At 41.1% G+C, this 16,093-nt stretch carries 12 protein-coding genes; 8 read left to right on the forward strand and 4 right to left on the reverse strand.

Going from position 1 to position 16,093, the window contains the following annotated elements:
* Positions 1 to 114: 114 nt before the first annotated feature.
* From EXM22_RS14030 to EXM22_RS14040, 3 genes are all read left to right on the forward strand, one after another.
* Complete coding sequence (locus tag EXM22_RS14030) at positions 115 to 489, forward strand: FHA domain-containing protein (RefSeq protein ID WP_168203517.1); 375 nt, start codon at positions 115 to 117, stop codon at positions 487 to 489.
* Between the two features lie 11 nt (positions 490 to 500).
* Positions 501 to 1,238 carry a GntR family transcriptional regulator gene (locus EXM22_RS14035; RefSeq protein WP_149487128.1) on the forward strand — a complete coding sequence of 246 codons (738 nt, stop codon included), beginning with the start codon at positions 501 to 503 and terminating at the stop codon, positions 1,236 to 1,238.
* A 63-nt stretch (positions 1,239 to 1,301) separates the two neighbouring features.
* The gene (locus EXM22_RS14040; protein WP_149487129.1) at positions 1,302 to 1,718 is read left to right on the forward strand and encodes an arsenate reductase ArsC; all 417 of its coding nucleotides are present in this window, start codon (positions 1,302 to 1,304) and stop codon (positions 1,716 to 1,718) included.
* 3 nt (positions 1,719 to 1,721) lie between these two features.
* Here the strand turns inward: EXM22_RS14040 and EXM22_RS14045 are convergent, their stop codons facing one another.
* Complete coding sequence (locus tag EXM22_RS14045; RefSeq protein ID WP_149487130.1) at positions 1,722 to 4,484, reverse strand: TolB family protein; 2,763 nt, start codon at positions 4,482 to 4,484, stop codon at positions 1,722 to 1,724.
* Positions 4,485 to 4,602: 118 nt separating this feature from the next.
* Between EXM22_RS14045 and EXM22_RS14050 the strand changes: the two genes are divergently transcribed.
* Positions 4,603 to 5,403, forward strand: coding sequence for a hypothetical protein (locus EXM22_RS14050; protein WP_149487131.1), 801 nt, complete (start codon positions 4,603 to 4,605; stop codon positions 5,401 to 5,403).
* Between the two features lie 82 nt (positions 5,404 to 5,485).
* On the opposite strand, the gene EXM22_RS14055 is transcribed toward EXM22_RS14050, so the two are convergent.
* Positions 5,486 to 6,079 (reverse strand): V-type ATPase 116kDa subunit family protein, encoded by a 594-nt coding sequence (locus tag EXM22_RS14055; protein ID WP_149487132.1) that lies wholly within the window; start codon positions 6,077 to 6,079, stop codon positions 5,486 to 5,488.
* A gap of 75 nt (positions 6,080 to 6,154) precedes the next feature.
* Between EXM22_RS14055 and EXM22_RS14060 the strand changes: the two genes are divergently transcribed.
* On the forward strand, positions 6,155 to 6,883 hold the full coding sequence (locus EXM22_RS14060) for a metallophosphoesterase family protein (protein ID WP_168203518.1): 729 nt from the start codon (positions 6,155 to 6,157) through the stop codon (positions 6,881 to 6,883).
* On the opposite strand, the gene EXM22_RS14065 is transcribed toward EXM22_RS14060, so the two are convergent.
* Positions 6,884 to 8,740, reverse strand: a complete 1,857-nt coding sequence (locus tag EXM22_RS14065) for a B12-binding domain-containing radical SAM protein (protein ID WP_149487134.1) — start codon at positions 8,738 to 8,740, stop codon at positions 6,884 to 6,886. It lies immediately after the preceding gene.
* Between the two features lie 81 nt (positions 8,741 to 8,821).
* Between EXM22_RS14065 and EXM22_RS14070 the strand changes: the two genes are divergently transcribed.
* Positions 8,822 to 9,937 (forward strand): metallophosphoesterase, encoded by a 1,116-nt coding sequence (locus tag EXM22_RS14070; protein ID WP_149487135.1) that lies wholly within the window; start codon positions 8,822 to 8,824, stop codon positions 9,935 to 9,937.
* Here the strand turns inward: EXM22_RS14070 and uvrC are convergent.
* The gene (gene uvrC, locus EXM22_RS14075; RefSeq protein WP_246157024.1) at positions 9,870 to 11,687 is read right to left on the reverse strand and encodes an excinuclease ABC subunit UvrC; all 1,818 of its coding nucleotides are present in this window, start codon (positions 11,685 to 11,687) and stop codon (positions 9,870 to 9,872) included. The genes EXM22_RS14070 and uvrC overlap by 68 nt on opposite strands.
* 28 nt (positions 11,688 to 11,715) lie before the next feature.
* Here uvrC and EXM22_RS14080 point away from each other — a divergent pair, with 28 nt between their 5' ends.
* On the forward strand, positions 11,716 to 13,200 hold the full coding sequence (locus EXM22_RS14080) for a LamG-like jellyroll fold domain-containing protein (protein ID WP_149487137.1): 1,485 nt from the start codon (positions 11,716 to 11,718) through the stop codon (positions 13,198 to 13,200).
* Positions 13,201 to 13,210: 10 nt separating this feature from the next.
* The gene (locus EXM22_RS18250) at positions 13,211 to 16,063 is read left to right on the forward strand and encodes a tetratricopeptide repeat protein (RefSeq protein ID WP_168203519.1); all 2,853 of its coding nucleotides are present in this window, start codon (positions 13,211 to 13,213) and stop codon (positions 16,061 to 16,063) included.
* Positions 16,064 to 16,093: the final 30 nt, after the last annotated feature.

Below are 16,093 nucleotides of genomic sequence, written 5' to 3' on the forward strand. Positions count from 1 at the left end.
AAATATAAATCATGAAGGGTTCAACATACAAGAGAAGATTCACTCCCTGTAAATATTAACAAAGACAGAAAGCTGAAGTATGATACAATATGAGCCAAGCACGTGGAGGATTTCTTGAAAGATAAAACTGTCATACAATCAAAAGGGAAAAAAAAAGAAACATTCCTGAAAGAAAAAGCTGTTTTACTCATTCTTTCATCTCAAGAATTAGGAAAAACATTTATAATTGACAGGAATGAAATAACAATTGGACGCGATGAATCCTGCACAATTCAATTGCTGGATACAGAGGTCAGTAAATTCCATTGCCGGATTACAGTTCCTGAGGAAAAAACCTTCATATTGGAAGACCTTGATTCCACAAATGGAACCTTCTTAAATAAGAAGCTCCTTAAAAAAGCTACTCAAATGTTTTATAGCGACCGACTGGTTCTAGGCAAAACTGTATTACGATTTTTTCTGGAAGAGTCACTGAACGAATCAGTATAGGAGAAAGATGTATGACCACAGGGAAACTGCCAATCCTTGTTCAGCAAACATACGAAGAAATTAAAGCCATTATTGAGAGGGGAGAAATTGAATCCTCAGGACAATTGCCTTCGGAAAACATTCTCTCATCCAGATTAAATGTCAGCAGAGCGACCATAAGAACAGCCCTGGCCCGTCTTGAATACGACGGTCTTATTCTGAGAGTACACGGAAAAGGGACGTTTATACGTGAAAAAGCCATTAGCCTGGAAACCTCACTCTCAGAAAAGTGGGACTTTATTCCCATGCTGGAAGAAAATGGCCGCAAAGTTAAAATCGAACTCCTTGGGATACATCATAGGTCTGCAGGAAGTGATGATGCCAACCTTCTTAATGTCAGAGCTACAACAGAAATAGTTGAAGTCACCCGCCTCTATTTAGCAGATAATTATCCAGTCATTTATTCAAGGAATATATTCCCTAGAAGTGCTTTAAAAAAGGGTGCGGATCCAGTCCTAATGAATTACCAATGCACCGCTTATGAATTATTTGTCGAATATTTTGAAGAGACTGCTGATAGCAGTCTCACAGACTTGCTGCCGGTCCTCCCAGATGAACAAATTGCAAAACATCTTAAAATATCCGTTCACACTCCAATCTTTCTCTTCAAAGATTTTTTTATGGCAGAAAATGGTCACATTTTGCTAGCAGGTGAAAACTACATGCATGAAGATTTGTTAAAACTTCGTTTTTTAAGCAATCCCAGCTAAGAAAAGCTTGCTCTCCCCTGACCTTTCTGACATCCTTTTGGGAAAACACTTCAGGAGTATAGCTTGAAAAAAAATATACTGTTCCTATGTACGGGCAATTCCTGCCGGAGCCAGATGGCCGAGGGCTGGATGAGACAGCTTCATGGAGAAGAATACAATGTCTATTCCGCCGGTATAGAAACTCATGGTTTAAACCCCGTCGCCGTGCAGGTCATGGCAGAATCAGGTATTGATATCAGTCATCAAAAGAGTGTACTTGCCAGCGATTATAAAGACATCGATTTTGATGTCGTGATTACAGTCTGTGGTCATGCTGATGAAAACTGTCCTGTTTATCTTGGTAAAACCAATAAGATTCACCATGGTTTTGATGATCCTCCCCGCCTAGCCAGGGAAATTGAGGGGGAAGAAGAAAAGAAAGAGCTCTTCAGACGTGTTCGTGATGAAATCAGGGATTATCTTAAAGATTTTTCCCTATAACATTTATAGAGAGGCATTTGCAAAGACCAGTTGAAAAACAGGTCTTTCCTCTTCCACCAGCCAAACAAAGCGGAATCCAAGACTAAAGGGACCCTGCCTTTGATTTGCCAGAGTCATATCAAAGGTTAATTCTGTTCCTATAGACTGAAATGTTCTTGTCGATCGATCTTGACTCATCTGCTCCGCAAAGTCAAAGAAAAAGGCGGCTCTCATCCTTTGTATATATGCAAAAGACCCTCCAGCCAGATCCGGATATAAAAGAGGAAAGTCATATTGAACTGAGCTGATAGCCGTTCTATAATCACTCTGTGAGTCATATCCCCGGACAAAGAGAAAGGGAAGGCTGTACTGCCCACTCTGTTCTTCCAAGGAAACTCTCAGGCTCAAACTGTTGTTTTTAAACAATCCAGGAATATAGAATCTTGAGTCGGAATATATCTGATAGGATTCATTTATTTCAGAAGGATTCATATAGCTGCCGGCTCTCTGCCAGGCACCCCATTGAGGATAAATAGAGCGAAAACTCCCAGGTAGAAGAGCATAGGCTGTTATTGATGGGTTCAGAGGAACATAAGAATCCGCACCTGAGCCTCCTAGGGGTAAAAAAGCTCTTAAACCAGTACTGACTCCCGGATTCACAAAATAGTACCAGGAATCCCGTTTGAGGTTCATTGGGAAATAAAAGCCTAAGGTGGAAGAAATATCCCAGAGATCCACACCGTCTATGGTCCTGTAAAAACTGCTGTTCCTCATGCTGAGTACCGGATAAGACCGAACCCAATCAATATCCAGAAAAGATCCCCATTTCTTCTCGTTTATTTCATATTCAGCACCGGTAGCCCAATTCATGGTTTCCATAACATCAGTAGACTGAACCTGAAATCTTAAACCTGTCATACTCTCCAGATTGGGAGAGATTCCCCAACTATGAATATTAAATTTACCCCTAATGAGAGAGTAGTCCTGAATTTCTGAAATTTGGATTTTTTCCATTTCCTTAGATTCTGAAAAATCATGAATGGACCAGTCACCCTCCGGGCTATAGGGAATAAATTGTTCATCTCTATCAGTCAGAACCCAGGTATCTGGATTCAAGTCCTGTTTCACAATGGAATTTCCATTAATGCCTCTCGTATCAGAGTAATACAGAGTGGATTTAGGGGCATAAACATAGGGTGCTTGTACGCCATATGGCCGTGAAGAAACTTGAAAGGTATGTAAGCTGTCCAGATCCAGAGCCATTATGTTTTCAAAACCCGAGAGATTGGACTGATAGAGGAGATAATTTTTCCAGGGTCTAATATTCTTGACAGTTTCCATTGAAAAATCTTGGATCATGGTAAAAGATCTTTCTTTTAGATTCAATAAAGCGATACCCCGGCCCTGTTCCCCCTGCAAAGTAAAATACAGAGTTTCATCATCTTCAGACCAGGATGGAGAAGCAGGAAAACCATCAAAGGGAATGAAATACACATCTTTTAAAGCACCGGAACCGCCATCTAGAATATGTATTTCTGCTTTGAGGTCAGTCCGCCAATGAATAACAGCCAGAAGATCTCCTTTCACCGAAAATGCCGGAGAAAGGTATCTTGCCTTACGGGTTAAAAATGTCTTTTTTCCTGTTTTGATGTCTAAGAAAACAAGATCTGACCAATTTTGAAAAGAATGAAGGGGCGAGGGTCTATTCCAGGTCCATGCGACAATTCGTCCATTGCTGCTCATCTTCCCTTCTGCTGAAATACGGAATAAGTATTCCTCTTCTCCTTCCTCCAGATTAATTCTGACCAGAGAAGGAGGCTCATCGAGGGATGTTTTTCGTGCCAAGACTTCATTCTCATCAGCAAAAAGCGTCTCATAATTTGTATACACATTCTGTTCCTCAGACAGAATGGACTCATTCTCAGTCAAAACCAGAGTCTTTTGTTCTGCTTCCCAGTACTCTTTTAATTCCTTCATCATGTCTTGAAACAATGAAGTCCATGATTTTCCAGTGACCCTTTTTGCACCCAGATAAAGTCCGAAAGCCGGTAGAGGGAGGGTTGCCGTTGTTTTCAGGATTTTATTCCAGCTCTCTTCTCCGTATTTCCGGCTTATATAGGAGGCCATAAAATAACCAAAGGCATACTGATTGGGTATGTAGTGTCGATAAGAACGATTCACAAATTTCTGATAGCTGAAATTTTCATTGAGGGCTAAGACCTTCATCTGGCTGTAAAACAGAGGATCCCGTCCTCTGCCTCCCGAAGAATACATGGTCTCTGCGGCAACAGCATCTCCTTCGAGATACCATGAAGGAACTGAAAGATAAATACCCGCTGTCAGTCCCAGTTCTCCGCCGAAAAAATAAAGGAACCTGATAAATCCCTGGTTCATATGATCCATTTGGACCATATGCCTTGTTTCATGAAGATTCAGCAGATCATACCAATCAAGCGAAGAGAGACCTTCGGCTGCAGGAGTACCAAACCAGACACTCTTTCGGGGAGCCAAAGTCACATAGCCGTTACTCACCATTCCGGATGTAGTCAAAATCAAAGGCCATTTGGATTCACGGGCCGTTCCAAAATCTCCCAATTCCTTCTGGTAAACCATTTCGGCCTTCTTTACAATTTTCATTGCCTGTTCATGAATTTCCTCAGGGAATATGAGAAGGAAATGGTCACTCTCTATTTTTTTCCAGTCTACCCCGGGAGAAAACTGAGCATTTACCGAGACGACAATCACAGAAAATAAAAGCAGGGTTTGGATTAATTTCTTAAGACGCACTATAATCATCCTCGATGAGGAACAAACACTCTCATCTGTATCATCCTTATTTTGGATAATACTTCATTTTAATAAATTATACCCTGTTTTAAAGCAGGAAGTCGAAGAAGGATCACTTATGAAGCAATCTCTAACCATATTTCTTATTCTGCTCTTCTCAGGAACAGCCTTATTTGCCGAAACCACAAAAACAATCATCATTGAAAACAACCTTGAAAATCCGGTCTATTATCTTTATCTCTCTCCTGATGGAGAAAGAGAGTGGGGAGAAGACAGGCTTGGTGATGATATTTTGGACCCAGAATCAACAATTGAAATAGATGTTGATTTCGATGAGGAGTCTCCTCTATTTGATCTTTTGGCAGAAGATGAAATTGAACAAGCCTATAGAATCGAGAATATTAATTTATCAGATACTAATTTCATATCCATCGGAGCCGAAAATTTATTGCCCGCCGGTGGTTTTAATCCTGTCAACAAAGATTTGACTTTCATAAACGAGACAGGAGAGTCTATTTACTACCTCTATATATCATCTCGCGATTCCATGTATTGGGGAGAAGATTTATTGGGTGACGAAATTTTGTATGACGGAGAATCCCTGACTCTTACAGTCCCCATTGATGGGGATTACCCCAACTATGATATTTTGGCAGAAGGTGAAAGCAGTGCATCCTATGAAATGTTTGATACACATATGCTGGAAAGAGACACATTCACGTTCACTGAAGAAAATATGACCTCATCAGGGGATGAGTACGATTATGATGACTATAATGACTATGACGATTATGATGACTACGGCTATGACGATCTATCATCTGAAAATGACAGCTATCTGGAAGGATATAGGGACGGATACAGAGATGCTTGGAAAGATGCCTACGGCCAAGGATTTTCTGACGCCATAGAAAATTGATATGAAATAGGGATTCTTTCCTATGAAAGGATCCCTGTTATTAAGCCTATCCACCCAATTAGTTTGAATTTTAGGATCTGTTTTATCCACCCATTTTAGAGAGCCGCCTGAGAATATTGCTTTTATTTTCGGCAACATATTCACGGAACTCATCAAAATCATCTTTGGTTTCCGATGCGGCACCCGAGAGGATGAGAACCCGGTTCTCCCACTTAAACCAGAGAAAATGCTTTCCAATTACAGGTCTATAGCCCTTAGCTGCCTGTCGCCTCTCAAGAGCATCATCAAGTTCTATATGATTCGATGTACCCGTGATGTAAATAATATCACCATCTTCCAAAAGAAAAAGAACACACCTTGAAAACCCATCAGAAAGAGCTTCATCATTTCGAAACCCTTCCAGCCTGAGGTCTAAAGATCCCAAACGCAGGTTGTAACCCTGCATTCTCAGAGCTTTCCGAATGATCACAAGTTCCTGGCGGACTTCCTGCAAGACTTCAGAATTTTTCCTGTTCCTTTCCAACCTGTGGCGCAACTCTCTAAGCTGTGATTCATACTGATAAAATATCTTTGTATTGTTTGAAAGGAAAATAGTCGTATCAGACATCAATGTCCAAACAGATGCAAAATATTCATTGAGATTCTTCAGAGCTGATTGGATTCCTTTTCTTTCCATCTACTTCCATTATATAATCGAATTTGTTCAAAACAAACAGTAGACTATCACTTTATTTTGCAGGAAAGAAAATTATTGAAGATATTAGTCCTTTCAGACATTCACGGAAACCTCGAAGCCCTTCAAGCTGTCCTAAAGGAAGCTAAAGATTTGGACTGGAAAGAGATTTGGTTTTTAGGAGACCTCTGCGGTTATGGTCCGCAACCAGATGCCTGTTTCGACCTTCTCATGCAACATACCATCACATTCATACCTGGTAATCATGACCTTTATATTTGCGGCCGAATGAAGGGAGACCATTTTTCAAATGAATCCAGAAAGGCTCTCATCATAAGCAGGTCATTTATTTCAGATAAGTTGGTTAAGCTCCTGAAAGAACTACCCGCTTACCAGATTAAAAAAGGGATTGAACTGGTCCATGCCAGCCCGGAAGGTCCTTCTAAAATCTATATACTGAATGAAATGGATGCTCTCAAAAATTTCCGGATTTCTAGGAAAAAGTGCGTTCTCTTTGGTCATACACACATTCAGGAGTACTATCGTCTAGAGAAATCAAACGTAATCTCCTGCCGGGGGGAAACAGGCCAAAAAATTTCTTTTAAGAAGTCGAAAATACTGATCAACCCGGGGAGCGTAGGACAGCCACGGGACGGGGATCCACGCGCTGCCTGGGGAATCCTTGATCTAAAACATAAAGAATTTACATTTTATAGAACACCCTATGAATATGAGGTCACTCAGGAGAAAATGAAAAAAGCAGGGTTCTCTGATTTTCTTATAGACAGGATCGCAAAAGGAGTCTGATCAAGCTCTGCAAATATACCCTTCCTGAATTCCATTCATAATAAAATCAAACTTTTCAGACCCATTCAGATTTGTTTCAAGATCTGAATATTTGACAACTCTATCTCCTAGAAGCTTTAAAGTATTCAGTTCATCAAAGTCAAGAATATCCATACAGACCTGATGATTCCGTCCCCAAAGAAGGGCCGGATAATCTCCCGCTTCGGCCATTAACTCTTCCGATGAAGCTGGAAATCCTTCCAAAACAAGATCCGGTGGAATATGAAATTGATGAAATAGCACACTGGAATGGAGTGAAAGGGGACTCTCAGCATCCAAAATCAGATCTTCAATCAAGGCCGGTGAGGATTCTTTCTGCTCTATATCATCTAAGAGATCAAGATAACTGAATATATCCTGTATCACAGGAAACAGATTTTTTTTACCCTGTTCCAGATACAATCTCTTCAAAAAGTTTAGGGGAGTTTCCAAATCATTATTTTGACTCTTTCTACCAAAAGAAGAAAAGGATTCAAGTATAGCAATCGAATCCATCTCTAGGTCATAACAGACCCTGCTCAACCAGCTTATTCCCCGTCCCTGATTATATAATTGGTCACAATCATGGCTGATGATGCGCGCGATCTCTAGATCGTCCTTTGAGAAAGTCTGACTTTCCCTGACAATATATGGATCACTTTCATCGGCGATCAGACGCAGTGAGTCCCTGCGGTCATAAAGGGCTGTCCCGGGCAACACGGCCAAAGGAAACAGATCTAAATGATTCGGTTCCAGAGATAACGCATATTTTAGAGAGTGTCTGAAACCTTCCAAGCTATCCCCAGGAAGACCATAGATTAAATCAAGTCCGAAAGAGGCTCCCGCATCGCCCAACAAGGAAACTTCCTGTTTGAAAACTTCAGCTTTAAAATCCCTGTTTATCTCTCTTAACACCGAAGGATCACTGCTTTGAAGGCCAATTTGAAGAGTACAGGGTATAGAGGCAAAAGCATTGGCTGTTTCCTCATCCAGAAACTCAGATCTGATTTCAAAGTAATAATATGTCCCGGGAGTGATTGTACGGATCATATCCAGAATAGTAAGGACTCTCGCCTTATTCACATTGAAGGTGGGGTCTAGGACAAAGACCTGCTCAATTCTGTGATCTCTAATGATTTCAAGTTCTTTTCTGATTCTTTCGAGACTGAAATACCTGACCTTGCCATTGCCTTTGGATTCAAAACAGAATTCACAAGCAAAGGGACAACCCCTAGAGAGCTCCCAGAGCAAGCCCTTGTTTTCTGAAAGATTCAGAGCCCCCGATAGCAATGGAGACTTCAGTAAATTGATATCAGGACAATAGCCTGGTGAAGACGGAGTATAGGTGGATGTCCAGACCCCTGGGATTTCAGGCAAGTCATGACCCATGGAAAGGGCATCCAGTATCGGATTAATCAAGACTTCTCCTTCTCCCTGCATAGCCGCACAAATCTTACTCTCTTTTAAGAAAGCCTTAGGCGCGGCTGTAACCTCAGGTCCTCCTGCCAAAAGCGGCAGGTCTGGAGCAAATGTCCTGATAAGGTTTATGACTGAAAGAACTAAAGCCCTGTTCCAGAGATACACAGGAAACCCCAGAACTTCAGGATTTTCTTTGAGAAGATCTCTGCATATCTCATCCGCACTCTGATTCAGAGTATAATTTTTAAGAAGGACTTCATGATTTTTCACTTCCGCCTTCAGGCAGGCTGCTGCCAGAGGAACAGCCCTTGTGGATTCTTCCAGATGTATGGTCGCCAGAATGAGTTTCATATCCAAGTATTGTATCAGATACATATGGCCACGGACATATGTAAAACTCTCATGAAACAGTACTTCCATTTTTTTTTAAATATCAGAATTAAATAATTTTTTAACACTTTTCTTACACAATCCAGCAAGTTCACATTCAATATTCTCTATATGGATCAATTTCAGATAAATCCCTGGTTGACGATTCTTCAGGAAACAAGGGAAAACGCAGTAACTCTCCCGCTAAAAGATAAAAAAATAATTATTTTCAGCGATTTGCATATGGGAAATGGAGGCTCCAGAGATGATTTCCGCCGGAATGCCCAATCCCTCTACAGCATACTCAGTGGGTATTATTACCCAGGAAACTATCATTTGGTTTTGAATGGGGATATTGAAGAACTTCAAAAGTTCAAATACAGCCAAATCCGGGAGAAATGGGCATCCCACTACAACTTATTTGAAGATTTTTACAAGGAAAATCGTTTCACTAAAATTTTAGGAAATCACGATCTTTTTCTTAAAGATATGACTGCAAACTTCCCCTATCCTATTTCGGAATCTCTGGAACTAAAAACTGGAAACGGTTCGATTCTCATATATCACGGCCATCAGTTTTCAGATCTATTGATGAGATTTGACAAGCTCTGTCGTTTCACTCTCCAATACTTGGCCTATCCTCTTGGAATTATGAACCATTCAAAATCACCAACAAGCCGCAAAAAACTAAAAACAGAACTAAGAGCCTACGAGGCCTCTTCCCGGGAAGGGATCATATCAATCATAGGACATACTCACAGGCCCTTATTTGAATCCATGTCTAAGGCAGACTCTCTCAGGTACCGATTGGATTCTCTTATCCGCAGCTACAGAAAATGTGTCGATTTTGAAAAACCGACGATTGTTCATGAGATCAAGAATGTTCAAAAAGAATTGTCTCTCTTAAAAAACAATCCCGAACTTCATATCAGCGAGCTTTACAGTTCTGAAGGGTTGCAACCCTGTCTTTTCAACTCTGGTTGTACCATAGGAAAAAGAGGCATAACCGCCATAGAATTAGACAAAGATAAAATCAAATTGGTCTACTGGTACGATTCAAACAAGATGAGCCAATATCAGAATTTTTACGGCTATAAACAAACGGAGCTCCAGGGAACATCCCTTAGAAAAGTCGTTCTGAATAGTGAAAAGTTATGTTATATACAGGATAAAATCCGCTTTACTGGTCCTCAGCCTTTTCCTTCCGTGACAGATACTGCTTTATCATTTCAGCCGCTTCCGAACTGATCCCGGCTGTCCTGGAAATCTCTTCAGCCTTGGCTGCATATAGATTTTCCATGGATCCGAATGTCGTCAGTAGCTTTCTGCTCCTGGCCGGACCTATTCCCGGAATATTTTCGAGAGAACTCAAAGAGAGCTGTTTTTTTCGTAGTTTCTGATTATGAGAAGTGGCAAATCGGTGTGTTTCATCCCGCACATGCTGTAGGACTCTCAGACCGCGGTCTCCTTCAGGCAGATCTATAGGTTCCTTCTGACCCGGCATGTAAATGAGTTCTTCTTTCTTCGCAAGCCCAATAAGAGGGATGGAGAGCCCTAAAGCGTCCAAAACAGAAACAGCCGAACTGACCTGCCCCTTTCCTCCATCAATCAGTATAAGGTCAGGCATTTCCTTTTTCTCATTCATCAGTCGGGAATATCGCCTTGCCACGGCTTCGCTGATGGCTTTAAAATCATCAATCCCCCCATGTAGAGACCGAATATTATAATGCCTGTAATTTTTTCTATCAGGATTTCCATCCTTAAAGGAAATTAATGAAGCAACAGTAAAATGCCCATCAAGCTGTGCAATGTCGAATCCTTCTATCCTGCGGGGCAATTTCTTAAGATTCAAAACATTCTGAAGATCTTCCAAGGCTGGAATATTTCCCAGGTCTTGTAATTTTCTAGCCAGGTCCATACGGGCATTTTCTGTTGCCATATTCAATACAGCCTGATCTCTTTTTGAGCGGGGAAAACTGAGAGTCATCGATTCAGCCCCTTTCACTTCCTGTCTAAGATAATCCTGAATAAGGCTTCTTTCTTTGAGGGAGATAAAGGCCTGTGCGGGAAAATCCTTATCAGGAGACCCATAATAAAGAAGAAGGAATTCCTGTATGGCCTCCTCCTGAGTTCCATAGTATTCACTCCTGTAGGACTCTTTTCCCAGGAGTTTCCCTTTCCTCATTTGTATCACAGCAAAGGAATAATAATTCCCCGACGTATCGACTCCAATATAATCCCGACTTTCTTCTTCAAAATCTTCAACCTTCTGCTCGGTTTGAAGTTTATTTAAAGCAATTAAAATATCCCGGATTTCTGCTGCTTTCTCATATTCGAGAGATTCTGAGAGGACTTTAATCTCTTTCATCAACTCTTTTTCAAGCCCAGAAGTTCTTCCACTCAATATGGAACGGGCCTTGTTGACGAGGATTCTGTAATCTTCTTTGCTGATGAATCCAGTACAGGGCGCGGAACATTTTCCCATATGGTAGTACAGGCAAGGACTATCCCGTTTTTTTAACGTTCTGCACCGTCTCAAGGGGAGGATTTTCTTGATCAACGTAAGAGTTTCATCCAAAACCTTAACATCGGGATAGGGTCCGTAATATTGTGATTTATCATTTACGATGGCCCTGGTTCTGAAAACTCTAGGAAAATCTTCAGCTGTAATCCTTATAACAGGATATGTTTTGCCATCCTTAAGATTGATGTTATATCGGGGATTCCATTTCTTAATGAGGTTGTTTTCCAGCAGCAGGGCTTCATATTCGCTCTTAGTCACAATATGGTCTATTGAATCAATCTGACGGACCAGAGTTTTTGTTTTAATATCTTTTTCACCCGAAAAATAGGAACGAACCCGATTTCTGAGATTTACAGCTTTTCCGATATAAATGATCTTTTTACGATCATCTTTCATAAGATAGACCCCTGGCTGGAGGGGGAATTTGCGTATTTGATTCTGAAGAGACTCGACTCTTTCTTTATTCCTTTCCATAATCATCCGATAATACTTTTATAGTGCCATGAAAATAAAATCTACACTCTATCTACTGATTATACAAACTCTCTTTATTAGTGCTGACTTAATTGCAGAAACGAGGATACTCGGTGCGGAAGACAACTGGGAAGGAACCGTATTAAATAATCTCAAGACGACTCCTGGAAGAGCTGGGTTTCAGGACTTGGTCCTTCGGCGGAGTGAATTAAGCTCAGATGATGAAATCACGGATATTCTTCTCCCTTTCAACAAAGATGAAAGCCTTGACCACAGCGGTAATTATATCATTTTAGAAAATCCAGAATACAGCGACCGATATTTTAAATCGGGATCAGGTGCAGCGACCTTTGACAGAGACAGCAGCCTGGTTTTAAAGGCCGTAAAGGATGAAGCTCTATTTGCACCTTTCAGCAATTGGGAAGATTTTTCCATAGAATTTTGGCTTTATCCAGCCAATCCGAGAGAAGGAGAAGAAATCCTTCAATGGAAAGGACTCGGTAGAGAAGGGAATGACATATATTCTCAAGAGATTCTATGTCATTTCATCAATCGAAAGCTCGTCTGGAGTTTTAAAAATATTTTTCAACTACCAGACAGTCCTGAATCTCATTATGAAATATCTGGAGATCCGGTTCTTCCTCGTCAATGGAATCATCATATGCTTCGATATGACAGTAAGACCGGTATGCTTGAATATTTGATTAATGGGGAACCATCGGCAATCATCTATACAACGGACACTGGAAATGAATCCAATACAGTCTTTACTCCCAGAATTGGAGAAGCACCAGGAGAGGTCATCATTGGTTCCGGATTTACCGGTTTCATGGACGAATTCAGAATAGAGAAGATATTTAACGAAAACAGATCCACCAACCGTTATGACCTTTCGGGGTTTGGCGTCAGTTCAGTCATAGACCTCGAGTTTTCCGACTCAAGACTAAACTCGCTGAATTCAATAGAATCCAGTCCTGGAGATTCGGCTGTTTTTCCTTACTATCAAATTACCAATAGCCTCCTTGAAGCGGAAAATCTCGTAAAATCCTTCAAAGGCGAAAAAACGATTCTTTCCGAAAACAGCCAATGGAGACCTTTCAGCGATATTGATGAAAAAAGCAATGGACGTTATCTCATTCTTTCTTTTTTATTATTCCCCGACATGAAGAGTGATATTTCTCCAGGCCTCTCTTTCTTAGAAATAGACTACACTCCATCATTGCCTCCACTACCACCTGCATATATCACGGCAACAAAAGACGTTTCCGGTGGTTTGAGGTTGGAGTGGAGCCCCTCTGCCACTCCGGAAGTGGAAGGATACCTCATTTTTTTTGGGGAAAAACCAGGAGAGTATATTTATCCCGGCAGCCCTTTAAAAATTGAAAAAGAGAATTATACTCTTGTTGATGGACTTTCTCCTTTTAAACAGTATTTTTTTGCTATCAAATCCTATACCGGAACAGGAAATCAGCGTTATAGTGATTTTTCCAAAGAAATTTCGATTCGCCCTTGAAGGACTGTGAATGAGTAATTATCAGAATAAATATAACCAGGCTGTTTCTGCCTATCTTCTTGAAGATTACGAAATGTCCAGAAAAATGACAGATTCACTTCTAAAGGAACAGGGAGGGAATCCTCTGCTCTACATTCTTTCAGGAAATATCTATGAGGCCCTGAAAGATTCGGATAAAGCGATTGAAAACTACAGAGAAGCCATTCATATGGCTCCTGAAAACCCTGAAGCCTACAATAATCTTGGTGTTGCCTATAAGAATAAAGGAGATTTTGATAAGGCTGAAACTGCTTTTCTTCAGGCCGCAGAACTAGCCCCCGATCGACCGGATATTAGCTATAATCTGGGAAATCTATTCAAAAAAAATGGGAAAATAATCGACGCGGAAATTTGGTATAAAAAATCAATAGAACAAGATCCGGCTTATATAAAAGCTTACAATAATTTGGGAACCATCTTTGAGCAGAATGAAGAATATGAGAAAGCGGAAGAGATATATCAGCAGGGTCTATCAATGGACAGAAATAATGCCACTCTTCACTACAATCTCGGTATAACCTATCAGGATAGAGGCCACCTGGACAAAGCCAAAACTCAATACGAGGAGTCCCTTAAATTTCGTCCTGGCTGGACACCCAGTCTCGGGAATCTTGGAGAAGTTCTTCAAAGCCAGGGAAATCTTGAGGAAGCTGAAAAAAAATTCTCACAACTTTTAAATAAAGAACCAGAAAATATCAGAGCCATCAACAGTATGGGTACAATTCATGCTAAAAAGGGCGAAGATGATAAGGCTAGACAGTATTTTAAAAGGGCATTGGCCAAGGATCCAACCTACAAGACGGCAACCCTGAACTTGAAACAACTCTATCTAAAAGAAAATGCTCTTCAGGAGGCCCTGGAGGAACTGAATAAACAGGCTAATTATCACCCAGAGGATATGAACATCCGCCTTCAAATAGGATCAATCTTAACAAAGCAGGAAAGGTATAAAGAGGCAGAAAAAGTATACAACCATGTTCTGGATAGGCAGCCTGACAATCTTGAAGCCTACAGATCACTTGCCGAACTCTATGCAATTGAACAGAGACCCGATCTTGTGAGGTCCTGTATTGTTGAAATATTCAAGCTTGACCCCAGTGACAAATCGATTTTATTGACCCTCTCTGAAACCTATCTGAAAGGTGAACGGTATGAAGAGGCACTCAAGTATATAAATGATTATCTGGAAGAAACACCAGATGATAAAAAAGCACTTAGGATTAAAGCAAGGATTCTTCAGAAGACAGGTTCTCAGGAAGAAGCCTCGACTCTTTATGACCAGCTTGAAGATGATTCTGATTTGACAATGGATCCCAAAACACTAACGGATATGGCAGAGGCATATTTTCATTCTGGGAAAAGAGAAAAAGCCGTTGAAAAACTGGAATCACTCGTAAATCTCCAGGGATCATCTTCTGACATGGAAGATATTAACAACCTTGCAAAAACCCTGGATCTTTATGAAAAAACAGTCTCATCTTTTCATGAGGGATCTGAAAATTGGCACAACAATCTGGATAAGATGAGGCAGATAACCATACGGGATCTCCATCAAGATGATAATTCCAGCTATACAACTGGACCAAGACCCGCAACCATACCTCTAGAGGAGGAGGATGCCGTCAGTCTCCTGGATATCAATGCCATGGAACCGGTGATCAGAATCAACGAAGAAGAGGATACATTATTCTTAGAAGAGGATAATGAGGACCTTTCCGAGATCTATACAGAGATGATGGAGGAAGACATGATTCCTCAGGAAGAAGAAGATGTAAAAGAGGCATACCCCCACGGTACATCTGATCCTTCCTTTGGTACACCGCCCTTTTTGGGAGAACCATATCCAATGAATATGCCTTTTCCTGCCCCATCAGAGCCTTTGGATGAGGAGCCTTTGGATGAGGAGCCTTTGGATGAGGAGCCTTTAGATGAGGAGCCTTTAGATGAGGAGCCTTTGGATGAGGAGCCTTTAGATGAGGAGCCTTTAGATGAGGAGCCTTTAGATGAGGAGCCTTTAGATGAGGAGCCTTTAGATGAGGAGCCTTTAGATGAGGAGCCTTTAGATGAGGAGCCTTTAGATGAGGAGCCTTTAGATGAGGAGCCTTTAGATGAGGAGCCTTTAGATGAGGAGCCTTTAGATGAGGAGCCTTTAGATGAGGAGCCTTTAGATGAGGAGCCTTTAGATGAGGAGCCTTTAGATGAGGAGCCTTTAGATGAGGAGCCTTTAGATGAGGAGCCTTTAGATGAGGAGCCTTTAGATGAGGAGCCTTTAGATGAGGAGCCTTTAGATGAGGAGCCTTTAGATGAGGAGCCTTTAGATGAGGAGCCTTTAGATGAGGAGCCTTTAGATGAGGAGCCTTTAGATGAAGAGCCTTTAGATGAAGAGCCTTTAGATGAGAAGCCTCTGAAAGAAAATCCTCCGGCTCCAGCAAAGCAGCCCCCCAAACCCCAGGGTAGAAACCCTCTGGAGGAAAGGGAGCAATTTGAACCCCAGTTGGATATAGCGGGAATGATGAATTATTTGTTCACTCTCTCCCATGATCTACCAGAAGATAAAAGACAGGTTCTGATAGACAAGGCAATCCCCCTCAAGATGGCTTCTGTGGTCAAAAGGCTTTCCGGAGGCAAACATTTCAAGGATAAGGTTTCAAGTTACGACAGAAGAAACGAAACTCGCCTGGACTTCCAGATAAGTGAATCCAGGATGAAAAAATCTCTGTCAGCCTTTAGAAATCTGACCAGTGAACACCCTGATAACCTCATCAGTTCTGCATTTACCAAAAAGATGGATGAACTGATGACAAAAATAAAACCTTATCTCTAATTCTGTATACCCCCATCTTCTGGATTCATT

The organism is Oceanispirochaeta crateris (assembly GCF_008329965.1).
Taxonomy (GTDB): Bacteria; Spirochaetota; Spirochaetia; order DSM-2461; family DSM-2461; genus Oceanispirochaeta; species Oceanispirochaeta crateris.